Genomic DNA, 13,935 nt, shown 5'->3' on the forward strand with positions numbered 1-13,935 from the left:
GTTTATACCTTCATGTCTTCTACAGGATTTCGCCTTTCAGGTAAAGCTGCACCTGACCGGCAATTTCGACACGCTCTCCCGAAAGCTTACACATCAGCGAGCCTCCGCGTGCCGACAACTGCTGGGCCTTAAGTGACGTTTTACCAAGCTTTTCGGCCCAGTAAGGAATCAGGGTCGTATGAGCCGAGCCCGTCACCGGATCTTCGTCGATACCGGATTGCGGCCCAAAAAAGCGGGATACAAAATCAACGTCCTTGCCGGGAGCGGTAACAATCACCCCGCGGGCCGGTACGGTCACCAGTTCGCGGAAATCAGGCGTCAGCTGTTCGATCTGCTCCTGCGTTTCGTAGACCAGCATATAATCGGTTTTACCCTTGAGAATTGCCACCGGCTTTTCGTCAAAAGCCGTTAGCAGAGCTGGCGGCAGTAAGGTTGCTTTCTGTACTGTATCGACCGGGAAGTCCAGTACCAGCCACCCCTCTTCTTCGCGGCACACATTGAGCGGGCCGCTGCGCGAATCAAATGTAATCCGGTCAGCATCCGGCTTTTGCTCCAGATAGAATACCACATAAGCTGTGGCAAGCGTGGCATGGCCACACAGGTCGACTTCAACGGTTGGCGTAAACCAGCGGATATGATAGTGTCCGGGTTCGCCGGTGGCTACATAGAACGCGGTTTCGGCCAGGTTATTTTCAGCAGCAATACGCTGCATTTGCTCATCAGGAAGCCATTCTGTTAAAGGAATAACCGCCGCCGGATTTCCGGCAAACAAACGGTCAGTAAACGCATCTAGTTGATACAGGCGCATGAATCAGGCTTTTATAGGTTTATGGTTTCGGAACGCTGGCTTCTAAGTCGTGAAAAAGGCTTTCTGTAAAATGATGCAGAGACGGAATTTTTACTGTGGCAATGTCAAATTTAGCATCATTATATTCAAACTCTGCCGGTACGGATACAGCGATCATACCAGCCGCGACAGCCGATTTCAGGCCATTGCCCGAATCCTCAAAGGCAATACATTCATGGGGCAAAACCCCGAGTTTCCGTGCCGTTCCCAGATATACATCGGGAGCGGGCTTATTCCGCGCTTCGAGCGTGGCAGAGTGCCAGGTAGTAAAGTAATGCTGAATCCCGAGCCGGCCGATAACCAGCTCAATCAGGTTCATCGGTGAAGCCGACGCAATGGCCAGCGGAATGTTACGGCTATGAAAAAACTGCAGCAATTCAACAGCTCCCGGCATCGCTTCGGCTGCATTGGCAATCCGGTCATACACCTTTGTCAGCATTTCTTCTTCCAGTTCGGCTAGGGTACGCCCCTGCCATGGATGGCGTTCAAACCAGTATTGAATGACCACTCCGATTGGTAAACCGGTGGTTTTCAGGCATTGTTCTTCCGTCAGTTCCAGACCGACAGTTTTAAATACGTCTATTTCAACGTGCCGCCAGTGGGGTTCAGAATCCACCAGCAGCCCGTCCATATCCAGGATAGCTGCTTTGATCATGTTTACTTAAACCGAACCGTCATCGTCTGCACGACCGGATTCAGTTGTTGCATGCCCGGATCCGATGACATAAACTCACCGTCGCCCGACACTTTGTCTACTATTTTTTCCTGCTCGGCGGAGAGGTCTCCGTAGCCAAACACTATACTCAGGTACGTTTTTCCGCCTTTTCCTTCCAGCTTTCCGCCTTCCCAGCTACTCGCCGATCCGCCGTAGTCCCAGCCAAAGCCATACAGTTTAAACGGTTTTCCGTTCAGTTTTTCAACTTCTTTGAGCGTTGAACCGATCTTAAGCCCGTTGTCGGTCACCCACTGTGTCTGCATACCGCCTGTTCCGGGTTTATCGGAGGCGGGGCGCAGTATGACGGCATCCGGTTTCGCCGCCTTTTTTTGATAAAGCCACAGAATCTGAACTTCATCGGGTGTGCCCTTAAAGAGCGTCGTGCCGATCGCGGTTTCGCCTTCGGCAACGTAGATGGTATCATCAGCCGTTACATTTTCCTTACCCAGCCGTTCAATCAGTTCGGCCTGCGTCGAGGTCCCCCGGATATTACCGACCTGTTCGCCCGGAATAATCACAAAGTTGTCGGGCGAATACAGCTGATCCGACGCATGTTCCGGAACCTGGTCAAAAGCGGCCGTTGTGTCTGTTGGTTTGCCGGTCGTCTGCCCGTCTGTTTTTTTCTGGCAACCAGCCAGACAGATGCCGGCCATCAAAGCCGTTAAAAACAATTGTTTCATGGAAGGTTACGTAAAACAGACTTTGGTTAGACAACCGCCTGGCGAAAAGGCTTAACGTCAATTTTTTCCCAGACCTGTCCGGTAACATAAGGATCGTTCTGAAGCCATTGCTGCATCGCCTCCTCGGTGTCAAAATCAACGACCATCATCGAGCCGAACATCTGGCCTTCGGGATTCAGCAGTGCCCCGCCAAGGACGTAGTTATTACCGGCTTTTAATTTTTTTACCCCTTCCAGATGATCCGGCCGTACGGCCATGCGGCGATTCAGGGCTTCGGCATCTGTAAAGTCGTATGCGTGAATGACGTACAACATAGTGGTTTGTATTTGTTACGTTTTAGGGGCCGGACCGTGCTTACGGCCCGGATAACGATATTTTTACAGTCGGGCGAAGATACCTATTTTCCCAAAAGTGTACTGTATTCTATTGGGAATACCATATTGCCCGATGCTTTCTTTTTTAAAAGTCGTTTTTTACCAATACAGAATAGGCGAACTAATATATAGCATATGCTCTTTTCGTTAACTTCACGGTTTTGTTTTGAACCACTTCTCTATGAACAAAACCTTTACTTTTCTCCTTTTAGCCGGTTTGAGTGCCTTTAAGGGCGTTGCTCAAACCAGGCCGGCACTCACCGTCGAAAAAATTATGCAGGACCCGAAAACCTGGATCGGCACCGCGCCTTCCGGTGTTTTCTGGTCAGAAGATGCCAGAACCATCTACTTCAACTGGAATCCGGACAAAGCCAAAGCCGACTCCCTTTACAAAATTTCGCTCGCCGGCGACCGCAAACCGGTTAAGGTATCACCGGTTGAACGCCGCGCCCTGCCACCAGACAACGGCGGCGTGTATAACCGCGCTCACTCACTTAAGGTATACGACAAAAACGGTGACCTTTTTCTGCTCGATTGCAAAACGTTTGCTGTCCGGCAGCTCACCAACACGGTTGACCGTGAAAGCAACCCTGTTTTCAGCGGAGACGAACAACGTATTGTCTTTGCCAGAAACAGTAATCTATATACTATGCACCTTAATACGGGAGAATTGGCACAGGTAACCCAATTTGATCCCGGAACTAAGCGTACGGAACCAAAGCCAAACGAGCAGGAAACCTGGCTGAAGAAAGATCAGCTCAGCCTGTTTGATATTCTGCGCGAACGCAAAGCCAAACGCGACGAAGGCGAAAAAATCACAAAAGCCGATCAGCCGAAACGCCCCAAACAGTTTTATACCGACGGACGTCAGGTGATGAACCCGCGCCTTAGTCCGGACGGCCGCTTTGTGACGTTTACGCTGATGAAACAAGCGGCAGGCGCCAAAACCGCCAACGTGCCGAACTACGTTACCGAATCAGGCTTTACCGAAGATATTCCGGCACGGACCAAAGTCGGTGCGCCCGGCTCAACGTTTGAGTTCTTCGTCTATGACATCCAGCGCGATACGGTTCAGTCGGTGTCGATCAAGGATGTACCGGGTATTACCGATCTGCCGGACTTCAAAAAAGGAGTTGCCGGTGCTAAAGCGGCAACCGACACCAGCAAAGCCGGAAAAGCAAAGGCCAGCCCGCTGCGGGCGGTCTCGTACGGCGCACCGGTTTGGTCGGAAGACGGCAAGTATGCTGTTATTACTCTCCGCGCGGCCGACAACAAAGACCGCTGGCTGCTCCTGCTCGACCCTGCCACCCGCCAGCTGAAACTTCTTGACCGTCAGCGCGACGAAGCCTGGATTGCCGGTCCGGGGATTGGGTCGGGCTTTGGGGGCGGTACCCTTGGCTTCCTGGCCGACAACCAGACGCTGTACTTTCAGTCGGAGGCCGACGGCTATTCGCATTTGTATACGATCAATGTAGCAACGGGAGTTAAGAAGCAGCTGACCAGCGGTAAGTTTGAGGTGCAACAGGTGGTTCTGTCTAAAAACAAGCAGTATTTCTTCCTGACTACCAACGAGGTTCATCCCGGCGAGCAGCATTTTTACCGCATGCCGGTGGCCGGTGGTGAGCGGATAAAATTAACGACGATGACGGGCGCCAACGATGTAGCCCTATCGCCGGATGAGACCAAACTGGCTATCCGCTATTCATACAGCAACCAGCCGTGGGAGTTGTACCTGACTGAGCTGAAAACCGATAAGAAAGGCGGTTTACTGCTGGCCTCGGCAAAAGATGTTCCGGCCGCGACAAAGCTGACCAGTTCCCTTTCCGACGAATTTAAGGCCTACCCGTGGCGTGATCCGGCGGTGGTGACTATCCCTGCCCGCGACGGGCAAACCATTTACGGACGCCTGTATAAGCCGGAAAAGCCATCCGGCAAAACGGTTGTATTCGTACACGGTGCCGGCTATCTGCAAAATGCCCACAAGTGGTGGAGCCAGTATTTCCGCGAGTATATGTTTCATAACCTGCTGACCGACAAAGGCTATACAGTACTGGACATCGACTACCGCGGGAGTGCAGGTTATGGCCGCGACTGGCGTACGGGTATTTACCGGCATATGGGCGGCAAAGACCTGACCGACCACGTTGATGCCGTTGAATGGCTGGTAAAAAATCACGGGGTCGATCCGAAGCGGGTGGGCTTGTATGGGGGGTCTTACGGTGGTTTTATTACCCTGATGGCCATGTTTACCACTCCGGATGCGTTCGCCGCCGGAGCAGCCCTGCGCCCTGTAACCGATTGGGCCGCTTACAATCACCCGTATACCAACAACATTCTGAACGAGCCACAGGCCGATTCAGTAGCCTACAAACGTTCCTCGCCGATTTATTTTGCCAATGGCCTGAAAGGACACCTGCTGATTTGCCACGGCATGGTCGACGTAAACGTTCATTTTCAGGACGTTGTCCGGCTATCACAGCGGCTGATTGAGCTCAAGAAAGAAAACTGGGAGCTTGCCGCCTACCCGATGGAAGACCACGGCTTTGTGGAGCCAACCAGCTGGATGGATGAATACAAGCGGATTCTGAAACTGTTTGACGAGCGGTTGTAAACAAAAAGGGGCAGCTTTCAGAAAGCTGCCCCTTTTTGTTTACAACCGCTATTTATTCCGTTTCATCAACGACCGTGGCTTCCGGTGCGTTTTTCTTCACTGACTCAATGCCGTTGTCGCGGCTGGCTACGGTCTCATACATTTCGCTGGAACCGATGACCTGCCCGTTGCCTGCCTTCAGATTAAAATAGAACTTACCGTTTGACGATTCTTTCCGGTCAAAACGATCGTCGTCCGGGGCATTTTTCTTTACGGATTCAATTCCGTTTTCGCAGGCAGCCCTGGTAGTGTAGCCTTCACTTGCCAGAATAACCTGGCCGTTTGTGGCTTTCAGATTAAACTGATATTCCCCGTTTTTGCGGGTTTTGATAACAAATTTACCCATTTGTACGTGGTGGTTTATTGGTTAGAAATACGGTTGGCAATATACAATCGTATTTTGTAGAGACGCAATATCTTGCGTCTCTTTGTACCAATGGTAGTTGTCTTTCTGCTTATGCCTGCGATTGAGACGCAAGATGTTGCGTCTCTACGATTCGTGGTGTAAATTGGGCAATTCGTTTTTTTCTATACACCCCTATGCAATTTATCAAACATGCACTCCTTGCCGGCACACTCGCGCTTGGAGCCCTTTCGGTAGTAGAAGCCCATATTCCGGGCCACTATGTAGCCGAAGCCCCCGGCAAATACGAATGGAAAACAGCTTCATCAGGTGGGTTTACATACCGTTATCTCACTAATGATCCGATGCAGGCACGCTTTTACACCCTGAAAAACGGCCTGACGGTTATCCTGAGCGTAAACAAAAAAGAGCCACGGATCTTTACGTTTATCCCGACCCGGGCAGGCTCAAACACCGATCCCCGAACCAACACCGGCCTGGCCCACTATCTGGAGCACATGCTCTTCAAAGGCACCGACAAGTTTGGCAGCCTGAACTGGGCCAAAGAGAAGCCGCTTCTCGACCAGATCGACGCGCTGTACGAAAAGTACAACAAGACTAAGGACGAGGCGCAGCGTAAGGCGATTTACAAGGAAATCGACCGCGTTTCGGGCGAGGCAGCCAAGTATGCCATTGCCAACGAATACGACAAACTGATGGCAGGTATGGGGGCACAGGGCTCCAACGCCTTTACCTCGTATGAGCAGACGGTATACATGGAAGATATTCCGTCGAATGCCGTTGACCGCTTTTTAGCCGTTCAGGCTGAGCGCTTCCGGAAACCGGTGCTGCGGATTTTCCATACAGAACTCGAAGCCGTTTACGAAGAGAAAAACCGCTCCCTTGACAACGACGGCTGGAAGGTTCAGGAAACCTTACTCGCCGCGCTGTTTCCGACCCACAACTACGGGCAGCAAACCACCATCGGTACGGTCGAACACCTGAAAAACCCGTCGCTGATCGAAATCCGCAATTACTTCAATAAGTATTACGTGCCCAATAACATGGCCGTGATCATGGCCGGTGATTTCAACCCGGATGAAGTGATTAAAAAAATTGACCAGAAAATGGGCTACATGCAGGCCAAACCGGTGCAGCTCTACAATCCGGCTCCCGAAAAACCGCTCACATCGGTGATCACCCGCGACGTATTCGGCCCGACGCCTGAATCCGTCCGGATCGGCTACCGGTTCCCGAGCGCCGTTTCAAAGGAAAAACCGGTTGGCGTCATCGTGGATGAACTGATGTCGAACTCAGCCGCCGGTCTGATTGACCTGAATCTGGTGAAAGCCCAGAAAGTGCTCGGTGGCGGCAGTTCGCCGGAATGGATGAAAGATTACGGTGTCTGGACGATGTTTGGCCGGCCCAAACAAGGACAAAGCCTCGACGAGGTGAAAAACCTGCTGCTGAGCGAAGTAGAGAAACTAAAGCGCGGCAATTTCGATGATAAAGTAATTCAGTCGATTGTCAGCAACTACAAGAAACGGCAGATCGAAGAATACGAGAACAACTACGGCCGTGCCGATAAACTACTGGAAACCTTTGTTTTAGCCCGTGGGGATAATTACCCGGATCAGTCCCGCCTGATCGACGACATGGCAAAGGTAACCAGGCAGCAGGTCATTGATTTCGCTAATAAATACCTGAAAGACAACTACGTTGTTGTTTACAAACGGAAAGGCGAAGACAAAAATATCAAGAAAGTAGACAAGCCTGCCATTACACCGGTTGAGGTAAACCGTGAGGCCCAATCGCCGTTCCTGCAACAGGTCAACAACATGCCGATGGCCGATGTACAACCGGTTTGGCTGGACTATAAAAAGGACATTCAGCGCGGTAAAGCCGGTGCGGCGGAGGTACTCTATGTACAGAATACCGACAATGACCTGTTCCGGCTTGGCTACCGGATTCCGATGGGTACCTACCACAGCAAGGTGCTGCCGATTGCTACGCAGTATCTGCAGTTCCTGAGCACGGATAAATATTCAGCCGAGGAAATCAGCAAGGCTTTTTTTGACCTGGCGTGCGCCTATAACATCTATTCGTCAGGCGATTACACGACAGTCCGGTTGTCGGGTCTTCAGGAAAACTTCGACAAGAGCGTAAAACTCCTCGATCACCTGCTGCGGAACTGTAAACCCAACGAAGAAGCGCTGGAATCGCTCAAAGGACGCCTGCTGAAGTCGCGTGCAGACAACAAGCTTAACAAGGGTACCATCATGCAGGGCCTGATCAATTACGCGCAGTATGGCCCGAAAAACCCCTTCAATAATCAGCTGACCAACGACGAACTGAAAGCCCTGACATCGGCTCAGTTGCTGGATGTGCTCCATTCTCTGTTTGATTACCCGCAGCAGATCATTTACTACGGGCCAAAATCAATCGGCGAGTTCAGTCAGGAGATTGCCAGCCAGCACCAGATGCCGGCGCAGTTCCGTCCGGTAGCCAACCGGCAGGCGTTTACGCAGGTCGCTCAGAATCAGAATCAGGTGCTGTTTGCTGATTATGACATGGTACAGTCAGAAATTTTCTGGGTACGGAATACCGGTGCATTCGACCCGGCGGCCCTGCCAACGATCAATCTGTTCAACAACTATTTTGGCGGTAATATGGCCTCCGTCGTGTTCCAGACCCTGCGCGAATCAAAGGCCCTGGCCTATTCGACGTATGCGAACTATGATACGCCGGAGCGCAAAGACGAGCAGTATTCGATCAGCGCGTACATCGGCAGTCAGGCCGATAAATTCCACGAAGCGGTTGCCGGTATGAATGAACTGCTGAACGTACTGCCGGAATCGCCGAAACTGCTCGAAACGGCAAAGACCAGCATGAAGAAAACCATGCAGACAGAACGTATCCGGCAGGATGGCATCATTTACAGCTATCTCGACGCTCAGGAAAAAGGGCTGGATTACGACACCCGTCAGAAAACATACGAAGCGCTCGACAAGCTGTCGTATGCTGACCTGAAGGCGTTTACGGAACAAAATCTGGCCAATAAGCCTTATACGTATTGCGTCGTTGCGTCTGAAAAGCGGGTGACGCCGGAAGATCTTGCGAAGTACGGGACAGTGAAAAAACTGTCGCTGGAAGAGATTTTCGGGTATTAAGTCTGATTTTGTCCGGACTCTTTTAGCATATCAGTCAGCGTTCTTTTAACCACAGAGTAACACTAAGTTTTGCACAGCGAATCACAGAGTTTTCTTTTTTACTCAGTGATTCGCTGTGTGATTAAACTCAGTGTCACTCTGTGGTTTTTACCATAATACATTCATTTTGTTTCGCTTTAAACAATTTACGGTGCGGCAGGAACGGGCCGCGATGAAGGTCTGTACCGATGCCTGCCTGTTAGGCGCATACGCCGACGTAGCCAACCAGCAAGCTGCCCCCCGCCTACTTGACATTGGCACCGGCACGGGTCTTCTGGCTTTAATGGCTGCCCAACGTAACCCGACAGCCCGGATCGACGCAGTCGAAATTGACACCGATGCCGCCCGACAGGCTACGGAAAATGCAGAAGCCAGCCCGTTTTCAGACCGCATAACGATCTGGCATACACCGGTTCAGCAATTCAATACTGCCCCTGCTTCCTACGACCGTATCCTGACTAATCCGCCGTTTTACACCAATCACCTGCGATCACCGGACGCCGCTGTCAACCGTGCGCTGCATACCGATGACCTGCCTTTCGGCGATTTACTGACTGCCGTTGACCGTCTTTTACACCGTCAGGGGCAATGGTGGGTGTTGCTTCCTCCCTACGAGATGGATCAGCTGACGCAGCAAGCCGTTCGCTTCGGCCTTACCCCTTTTCAACGGCTTCAGGTGCAGCACCATGCTAATAAGCCCTTTTTCAGGCACATCACCGGATTTTCGTTTACCAGTCAGCCAGGGACAGACAGCACCCTGGCCATTTACGAAACCGATGGCCGGACCTATACAGCCACCTTCCGCAGCTTATTGCAAGACTTTTATCTGATATTTTAGCCAAGGTCGTACCTTTGTCTCAGCCGGAATTTTTTCGGGAGCGGCTACTGTTTCCCAAACAGGGGGATACGATTAAGCAGTAAGGCATCGGTACCCACGTAGCAATAGCGGATTATCAACTGAATGACACATATTCCATTACAGCTTTCTGTCCTGATTCCTCTTTTTAACGAGGATGAATCACTGGCCGAACTCCACGACTGGATTGTTCGGGTAGTGACAGAGCACCAGTTTTCCTACGAAATTCTTTTTGTCGATGATGGCAGCTCCGATCATTCCTGGGAGGTCGTTGAGGCCTTGTCGGCCCGTAATCCGCACGTGCGGGGTATCCGGTTTGGCCGGAACTACGGCAAAACCGCTGCCTTACAGGTTGGCTTTCAGGCCTGCCGGGGCAATGTCGTGATCACGATGGACGCTGATTTACAGGACAGCCCGGATGAGATTCCTGAACTTTACCGGATGATCACTGAAGACGGCTATGATCTGGTATCGGGCTGGAAAAAGAAACGGTATGACCCGATCAGTAAAACCCTGCCAACCAAGCTGTTTAACGGTGTGTCACGGATGGTGTCCGGCGTTAAGCTTCACGATTTCAACTGCGGGCTGAAAGCCTACCGGGGGAAAGTGGTCAAAACGTTTAACCTCTACGGCGAGATGCACCGGAATTTGCCGATTGTGGCCAAATGGAACGGGTTTCCGAAAATCGGGGAAAAGGTAGTGCAACACCGTCCCCGCAAATATGGCTCGACCAAATTCGGCCTCGACCGGTTTATCAACGGGTTCCTCGATTTGCTGGTTATTGCGTTCATGCAGAAGTTCGGCAAACGGCCGATGCACTTCTTCGGCGGCTTTGGGACGCTTTCCTTTTTTGTCGGTACCCTGATTGCCCTTTACCTGATCGGCGAGAAACTATACCGGATTTCGCAGGGCGTCCGCTACCGGAATGTGACCGATAACCCGATGTTTTTCTTCGGCTTAGTCGCCATTATACTGGGTGTGCAGCTCTTTCTGGCCGGCTTTATCGGCGAATTGCTGATCCGGCAGTTTGCCCCTAAAACAACTGACTTCCAGATCGCTGAGCGGGTCGGCGATTAATATAACCCATTAAAAAGCAAAGGACCTGAGGGAGCACTACGTAGTTAGTCTCCCTCAGGTCCTTCCTGTTTTTTACCCGTAACGCGCTTTGTCTTTTTTAAAGACCTCCTGCTGTAGTGTTTCCTTTACCGGACAACGGCCAGCTTACCGGCCACGCCTTCCCCGCCGTTTGCCGAAATCACCACCACCAGGTAAATCCCTGTCCGGGCAGAGCGACCCCGATAATCAAGCAGGTTCCAGGTGGCGGTGCCCCCCTGTGCCTTTGTCTCATAGACCAGCTGACCGGCCGCATCCAGAATTTTTACCGTCGCCTGATCGATAAGCCCGTTTATCGCCACTACACCGCTGAAGTCCGGCCGCACCGGATTGGGAAAGACCGTCACCTTACTCAGCGCACCGGCCGGTTCTGTCGCCGTGCCCCGATACGATACCAAACCCGCTGCGGTGGCCACAAAGACATTACCACTCACCGGCTCAACCGCCATATCCAGAATCTGGCCCGATGGCAGAGGGCTGTTGGCGGTAGTAAAGGTCTCAAACAATTCGGTACCGTCGGCGGCTACGCGGTACAACCCGCTTTTGGTAGCAATCCATTTCCGGTTACTGCCATCTACTGCCATAGCCGTTACCGACTCATTAGCGAGTAGCCGCCGCCGGTTCAGAATAGGGATATTTGCATTGACCGCGCCCGTAAAAACAGTGTAAGGATCATCGAAGACAGCAACACCGAGATCCGTACCGGCCCAGATCAGGCCGTTTTTATCCTTTACCAGCGTACGTACGACATTATCCGGCAGTCCGCCCTCATTGGCCGTCGCATACAGATACCGCGTTTGGGAGGTTTGCGGATTAACGACCAGAATGCTGCTGTAACTGAGCCGAAGCCATATATTGCCGTTATCGTCGGGGACAATCTGCACTATGTTTTGCTGCGACACAGTCCGGAAGGATTCAAACTGCCCGTTTGCCCGGCGCACGTGTAAGCTCGTTGGCTGGGTGCCGGTAGGGGCCGTTGCGATCCAGAGGTTGCCATCATAGTCTGTGGCGAGCGCTGTGATATACGGACTGATCGTTGACGGCAACGGTATAGCAACCGGATTGCCGCCTTCTGTCTGGGACCAGAGGCCGCCGCCATAGCTGCCCAGAAACAGTTGCTGACCGGCTACCACATAGGCCGCCGCGTTAAATGGAAAGCGGGTAGCCGGATACGCCTGCCAGCGTCCCTCCGCTACTGCCAGTTTCCCCGACTGCCGGTCGGCATCCAGCCCTGCTGGCGTATCCGGGTTATCTCCCCCCAGGGCTACCAATTGCTGGCTGTAGGCAAATAACCGCGGAAACTGATCGGAGGGCGGGCCTTCGGGAACAATGGCCTGAAACGTACTATTCTGCCCTTGCAGCAGACCGTTTTGTGCATCGGCCACCCAGACTCCTGCACCATCGGCAACGGCATCCTGCGGTTTCGCCAGCAAATTACCCTGAAAAACCACACCGGCAGCATTGGTCAGCCGCGTACCGATACTGACCAGCTGGTTGATGTCGGCCGGTGTAGCAGCCGCTCTCGGCGTCGGAAAAAAACGCACCGGCGTGGTAGCCGTTGCCAGTATGGATACCCACCGGCCCTGCTGCCGTTCATACACCCCGATACCGTCGACTGCGGCCCGAAGCCGGCCACCAACGCTCCCCAGGGCCGTTATCGCCTGTCCTTCGGGTGTAGCAAGGGGGCGCCAGTTTCCGAAATAGGCCAGATTGACCTTATCTGAAAACGGAGCCGCCAGCAGACCGCGGTTCGTCAGCGCGTACAACGTATCCTGGCTCAGCGCCGTTGCCTGTACCGCTACGTCGGCTCCGCCGGGAGCTATATTCCGGTACGTATCCCGGATGCCTGCCTGTGCCGGATCAAAAACCACAATTCCGAAATTGGTACTCACGTATACATTCCGGCCGGCACCCGGGATATACGCCTGATTGGCCTGCCGGCCGGCCGGTAGCTGCGTTGCATTTCTGATCGCATCAACCGGCTGAATTTCACCCGTTGGTTCGCCCTGTTCATTGACCGAAAGCAAATCAATCATGCCGCTCCGGTAATAAATCAGCAGCTTTTTTGACGGAGTATCGTAGAACAACCGGCTTACCCCTACATCGCTCAGGCCATTAACTTTCGAGAGCGGTGCGGTTTCGCCGGTAGCTTTATTGTAGTAAAAGAGACCATAGCGTGTTGCCGCATAGACCTGCCCGCCAACGACGTCAACGGCCCCTGCCGACCGGTAACTGGCATAGGCCTGCCACGTCCCGACCGGCTGACTATGGGCAGAGAGCAGCGGGCAAAGGGCAAAGAGGAGTATTTTCCTATTTATCGTCCACATAGACCCATTCTTTTGAGCCGGCATCGTTACCTAAGACAAAGCAGCGGCGACAGCGGGCTTCATAGTTGTCGGTTTCGCCTAATAAAACCCGTTCCTGCGAAGGAAGCAGGCGAAAAGAATGATGCGCCATATCGCCGCATACAACACAAATGGCATGAACTTTGGTGACATATTCAGCAATAGCCATGAGTTGCGGCATACAGCCAAACGGCTTACCGGCAAAATCCATATCCAGCCCTGCCACAATAACGCGTTGCCCCTGATTAGCCAGTTTTGTGCATACATCGGCTATTTCAGCATCAAAAAACTGGGCTTCGTCGATCCCTACCACATCAAATCCCTCGGCCAGTGCCGGAATTTGGCCGGCTTTTTGCACTGGGGTTGAGTGAATTGCCAACGAATTATGAGAGACAATATTTTGGTCGTGATACCGCGTATCAATGGCTGGCTTGAAGATAGCGACTTTTAAACGGGCAATACGGGCCCGGTTTAGCCGACGGATTAATTCTTCGGTTTTTCCGGAAAACATAGACCCACTGATCACTTCAATCCAGCCCGTTCGTAAATGAGGAGATTCACGCCTTTGTGTTGGCTCAATAAACATTGGTTTGTAACGTTGTTTGGGCAGTTGTCGATACAAAAACGCTGCCTGATTAAAATTGATGTCAACAAAATGTGGCTAATTGGCAAAAATAAGTAATCATACACCTTGAAAGGGTCCTTGATTTTTCTTATTTTTTTGAAACCAATTGGGTATCCACCTAACAAAGGTAGCTGATATGCCGAACATGTACTTCCAGGATGGCTTATCGACTAAGCAT

General features: G+C 52.1%; 11 protein-coding genes. 4 read left to right on the forward strand and 7 right to left on the reverse strand.

Translation table 11 applies throughout. From position 1 onward, the window contains the following. Nucleotides 1–19: 19 nt before the first annotated feature. Genes BLX24_RS07310 through BLX24_RS07325 form a run of 4 tightly spaced genes read right to left on the reverse strand, consistent with a single transcriptional unit; the run spans nucleotide 20 to nucleotide 2,556 of the window. The gene (locus BLX24_RS07310; protein WP_071502464.1) at nucleotides 20–808 is read right to left on the reverse strand and encodes a PhzF family protein; all 789 of its coding nucleotides are present in this window, start codon (nucleotides 806–808) and stop codon (nucleotides 20–22) included. Between the two features lie 19 nt (nucleotides 809–827). Then, nucleotides 828–1,502: a hexitol phosphatase HxpB gene (gene hxpB / locus BLX24_RS07315; protein ID WP_071502465.1), complete on the reverse strand. Its 675-nt coding sequence runs from the start codon at nucleotides 1,500–1,502 to the stop codon at nucleotides 828–830. 2 nt (nucleotides 1,503–1,504) lie between these two features. Next, a complete protein-coding gene (locus BLX24_RS07320; RefSeq protein ID WP_071502466.1) occupies nucleotides 1,505–2,242 on the reverse strand; it encodes a hypothetical protein in 738 nt (245 codons plus the stop codon). A gap of 26 nt (nucleotides 2,243–2,268) precedes the next feature. Then, nucleotides 2,269–2,556, reverse strand: a complete 288-nt coding sequence (locus tag BLX24_RS07325; RefSeq protein ID WP_071502467.1) for a YciI family protein — start codon at nucleotides 2,554–2,556, stop codon at nucleotides 2,269–2,271. Between the two features lie 241 nt (nucleotides 2,557–2,797). On the opposite strand from BLX24_RS07325, the gene BLX24_RS07330 reads away from it, so the two are divergent. Further along, the gene (locus tag BLX24_RS07330) at nucleotides 2,798–5,227 is read left to right on the forward strand and encodes an alpha/beta fold hydrolase (protein ID WP_071502468.1); all 2,430 of its coding nucleotides are present in this window, start codon (nucleotides 2,798–2,800) and stop codon (nucleotides 5,225–5,227) included. A gap of 52 nt (nucleotides 5,228–5,279) precedes the next feature. Here BLX24_RS07330 and BLX24_RS07335 read toward each other — a convergent pair whose 3' ends face one another. Beyond that, nucleotides 5,280–5,612, reverse strand: coding sequence for a YegP family protein (locus tag BLX24_RS07335; protein ID WP_071502469.1), 333 nt, complete (start codon nucleotides 5,610–5,612; stop codon nucleotides 5,280–5,282). Nucleotides 5,613–5,806: 194 nt separating this feature from the next. Between BLX24_RS07335 and BLX24_RS07340 the strand changes: the two genes are divergently transcribed. From BLX24_RS07340 to BLX24_RS07350, 3 genes are all read left to right on the forward strand, one after another. Then, nucleotides 5,807–8,779: a M16 family metallopeptidase gene (locus BLX24_RS07340; protein ID WP_083421847.1), complete on the forward strand. Its 2,973-nt coding sequence runs from the start codon at nucleotides 5,807–5,809 to the stop codon at nucleotides 8,777–8,779. 166 nt (nucleotides 8,780–8,945) lie between these two features. Then, nucleotides 8,946–9,656, forward strand: a complete 711-nt coding sequence (locus BLX24_RS07345) for a tRNA1(Val) (adenine(37)-N6)-methyltransferase (protein WP_262482979.1) — start codon at nucleotides 8,946–8,948, stop codon at nucleotides 9,654–9,656. A 123-nt stretch (nucleotides 9,657–9,779) separates the two neighbouring features. After that, on the forward strand, nucleotides 9,780–10,751 hold the full coding sequence (locus tag BLX24_RS07350; protein WP_071502470.1) for a glycosyltransferase family 2 protein: 972 nt from the start codon (nucleotides 9,780–9,782) through the stop codon (nucleotides 10,749–10,751). A gap of 125 nt (nucleotides 10,752–10,876) precedes the next feature. Here the strand turns inward: BLX24_RS07350 and porZ are convergent, their stop codons facing one another. After that, nucleotides 10,877–13,114: a type IX secretion system anionic LPS delivery protein PorZ gene (porZ, locus tag BLX24_RS07355; RefSeq protein ID WP_071502471.1), complete on the reverse strand. Its 2,238-nt coding sequence runs from the start codon at nucleotides 13,112–13,114 to the stop codon at nucleotides 10,877–10,879. Beyond that, nucleotides 13,098–13,718 (reverse strand): thymidine kinase, encoded by a 621-nt coding sequence (locus BLX24_RS07360; protein WP_071502472.1) that lies wholly within the window; start codon nucleotides 13,716–13,718, stop codon nucleotides 13,098–13,100. Before BLX24_RS07360 ends, porZ begins: the two co-directional genes overlap by 17 nt. Nucleotides 13,719–13,935 lie beyond the last annotated feature (217 nt).

It is taken from the genome of Arsenicibacter rosenii, from assembly GCF_001870735.1.
GTDB classification, from domain to species: Bacteria; Bacteroidota; Bacteroidia; order Cytophagales; family Spirosomataceae; genus Arsenicibacter; species Arsenicibacter rosenii.

Coding starts and splice junctions, on each gene's coding strand:
- hxpB (WP_071502465.1), bottom strand. CDS start 1,502: ATGATCAAAGCAGCTATCCTGGATATGGACGGGCTGCTGGTGGATTCT.
- BLX24_RS07350 (WP_071502470.1), top strand. CDS start 9,780: ATGACACATATTCCATTACAGCTTTCTGTCCTGATTCCTCTTTTTAAC.
- BLX24_RS07320 (WP_071502466.1), bottom strand. CDS start 2,242: ATGAAACAATTGTTTTTAACGGCTTTGATGGCCGGCATCTGTCTGGCT.
- porZ (WP_071502471.1), bottom strand. CDS start 13,114: ATGTGGACGATAAATAGGAAAATACTCCTCTTTGCCCTTTGCCCGCTG.
- BLX24_RS07310 (WP_071502464.1), bottom strand. CDS start 808: ATGCGCCTGTATCAACTAGATGCGTTTACTGACCGTTTGTTTGCCGGA.
- BLX24_RS07325 (WP_071502467.1), bottom strand. CDS start 2,556: ATGTTGTACGTCATTCACGCATACGACTTTACAGATGCCGAAGCCCTG.
- BLX24_RS07335 (WP_071502469.1), bottom strand. CDS start 5,612: ATGGGTAAATTTGTTATCAAAACCCGCAAAAACGGGGAATATCAGTTT.
- BLX24_RS07360 (WP_071502472.1), bottom strand. CDS start 13,718: ATGTTTATTGAGCCAACACAAAGGCGTGAATCTCCTCATTTACGAACG.
- BLX24_RS07330 (WP_071502468.1), top strand. CDS start 2,798: ATGAACAAAACCTTTACTTTTCTCCTTTTAGCCGGTTTGAGTGCCTTT.
- BLX24_RS07340 (WP_083421847.1), top strand. CDS start 5,807: ATGCAATTTATCAAACATGCACTCCTTGCCGGCACACTCGCGCTTGGA.